Genomic DNA, 261 nt, shown 5'->3' with positions numbered 1-261 from the left:
ACCTCGTCCATCTGCGTGATCGCCTGGTTGACCTGTTCGATCCCCCGGCTCTGCTCGCCCGAAGCCGCTGCGATCTCGCCCATGATGTCGGTCACGCGAGCCACCGCCTGCGTCACTTCGGCCATCGTTTTGCCGGCTTCACCGGCGAGCGCCGAACCGTCCTGAATCTTCTGCACCGAGGCATTGATCAGGTCCTTGATCTCCTTTGCCGCGCTCGACGAGCGCTGGGCGAGACTTCTGACTTCGCTCGCGACCACCGCG

Annotated in this window: 1 protein-coding gene; it reads right to left on the bottom strand. The window is 64.4% G+C overall.

Annotated elements, in window-relative coordinates:
* A partial coding sequence (locus SB816_RS32720) for a methyl-accepting chemotaxis protein (RefSeq protein ID WP_410548341.1) occupies positions 1-261 on the bottom strand: 261 nt, incomplete at both ends.

Source organism: Achromobacter sp. SIMBA_011 (assembly GCF_046535435.1).
GTDB classification, from domain to species: Bacteria; Pseudomonadota; Gammaproteobacteria; order Burkholderiales; family Burkholderiaceae_B; genus Achromobacter; species Achromobacter dolens.
The sequence above is the reverse complement of the archived record's forward strand: the minus strand, read 5'-3'. Positions and strand labels throughout refer to the sequence as shown.